The organism is Mesorhizobium sp. B2-7-1, from assembly GCF_006440735.1.
Taxonomy (GTDB): domain Bacteria; phylum Pseudomonadota; class Alphaproteobacteria; order Rhizobiales; family Rhizobiaceae; genus Mesorhizobium.
Genome location: NZ_VFUA01000221.1, coordinates 1 through 1,535 on the forward strand (window position 1 = coordinate 1; position 1,535 = coordinate 1,535).

Genomic DNA, 1,535 nt, shown 5'->3' on the forward strand with positions numbered 1-1,535 from the left:
CGTCATGTTGCCGCCGACATTGATGAGGTCGTTGAACGCGCCGCCCGGCACATTCGCCTCGCCGAAATTGACGTTGAGATTGGAGTTCCCCAGCGCCAGATTGCCGTTGATGGTCAGCGTGCCTGGGGCATTGCCGGCGCCGCCGGGTGCGAACGTGCCGCCATCGGCCACCGTGACGCTGCCGCCTATGATGCCGGTGCCGCCGAGCGTCGCGCCGGTCGCGACATTGGTCTGGCCGGTGGCGGCCGATTGGTTGCCGTTGATGAGCAGCGTGCCGGCATTGATGTTGGTGGCGCCGCTGTAGCTGTTGGTGCCGGTCAGCGTTGTCGTCCCGGTGCCAAGCTTGTTGACCGAACCCGTGCCGGAGATGGCACCGTCGAAGCTGTAGTTGTTGTTCAGGTTGAAGGCGAGCGTGCCGTTGTTGGCCACTGTGGGTGTCGTCAACGTACCCGCTATCGCGCCGCTGCCTACCTGGAGCGTCCCGCCCTGGATCGTCGTCCCACTGCTGTAACTGTGGTCGCCAGTAAGCGTCAGCGTTCCGCTGCCCTGCTTGTCCAGGCTCTCGAACCCGCTGAGGCCTGCACCCTGCACTGTGCGATTCACCGTGTTGATTACCCGGAATGTGTCGCCCGCGCCCGTCTCGCCACCGGTGCCGGCGTTGACTGTTCCGGTGAGAACGGCGCCGTCGTTGAGCGTCAGCGTGTCGTTACCGGCGCCGAGGTTGAGGCCTCCGGCGCCGGTGTTCAACGTCCCGGTCAGATTGACGATGTCGCTGCCGCCGCCAAGGTCGCCAGCGGCCCTGAGCGTGCCTCCGTTGCCAACGTTGATCGTGCTCGCTCCAGCATCGCCGGTGAGCGCCGACGTGCCGCCGGCGGTCGTCCCAACCGTGCCGTTGACGGTGAGCGCCGAGGTGCCGGTCATGGCGATGGTCGGCGTTGTCAGCCCGCCATTCACCTGCAGCGTGCCGGCGCTGATGCTGGTCCCGCCGGTGTCGTTGCCGGCAGCCGTCAGGACCGTCGTGCCGGCGCCGATCTGGGCGAGCTTGCCGGCACCGCTGATCGTGCCGGTGAAGTTGAACATATCGCTGCGGTTGAACGACAATGTTGAAGTCGAGTTGACGACGACGACGTTACCGGTACCGGCATTGCCGGACGTGCCGCCATTGCCGATGACCAGGTTGCCGTCATTGATGACGGTGTTGCCGGAATAGCTGTTGTTACCCGTCAGCACCCAGGTACCAGAATCGTTCTTGGCAAGTTGAGTTAAGCCGCCGGGACCGTCGATGATGGTACCGCCCATCGTATTGAGGCCGGTGTTGGTGCCGCCCAGCGCGAGCGTGCGGTTGCCGCTTCCGATGTAGGCGGCCGACCCCGTGTTGCTGAAAACGACCGCGCCGGTGCCGGATGATTCGATGAAGCTGACGCCCGTCTGCAACGTAAACAGGCGGTCAGTCGTGTCGCCGGCGCCACCACTGCGCTGACAAAGACCGGGACTGGCACCTGGGTGCTGAAGAACGGGTCGAGCACCTATACCGG

General features: G+C 65.0%; 1 protein-coding gene. It reads right to left on the reverse strand.

Annotated features, from left to right (window positions below):
- Window positions 1-1,434 (reverse strand): autotransporter-associated beta strand repeat-containing protein (locus tag FJ471_RS34560; RefSeq protein ID WP_181179966.1); only part of this gene is annotated, 1,434 nt, incomplete at its 3' end.
- Between the last annotated feature and the right edge of the window lie 101 nt (window positions 1,435-1,535).